This window comes from Bacillus pfraonensis (assembly GCF_050768835.1).
Lineage (GTDB): Bacteria > Bacillota > Bacilli > Bacillales > Bacillaceae_G > Bacillus_A > Bacillus_A pfraonensis.
The window spans coordinates 1-332 of record NZ_JAHCDO010000122.1 but is presented as its reverse complement, the minus strand read 5'-3'; the positions used below and the strand labels follow the sequence as shown (position 1 = coordinate 332).

General features: G+C 35.2%; 1 protein-coding gene. It reads right to left on the bottom strand.

Features of this window, described 5'->3' with window-relative positions; genetic code table 11:
• Window positions 1–332: transposase (locus KFD70_RS29390; protein WP_431613565.1), on the bottom strand; the 332-nt coding region annotated here is incomplete at both ends.

The following is a 332-nucleotide window of genomic DNA, read 5'->3' as shown; positions in this document are numbered from 1 at the left end:
ATCTCAATTGAGCGGGTTTTGTTTTAAATACCACTGTTTCGAATTCTTTTCTATATATTTTAGTTGGTAATTTAAGACGTGATAAATAATATCCTTGCTTATCTTGAATAGACTTAAAGTCTTGTAAACGAAAATATCCTAGGTCACGAATATATAGTTCATTCTTTTGTATCATACCTGTTCGATTCGCACCATACGCCTGATCACTCCGTTTGCCTGGTTCAATTTTCACATCAGAAAATTCTCCACTCAATAAGTCATACTCTAGTTGAATTTTTACACCAGCTTTATGACTGCATCCTCCGGCACCAGGATAAGTAGATGCGAATCGA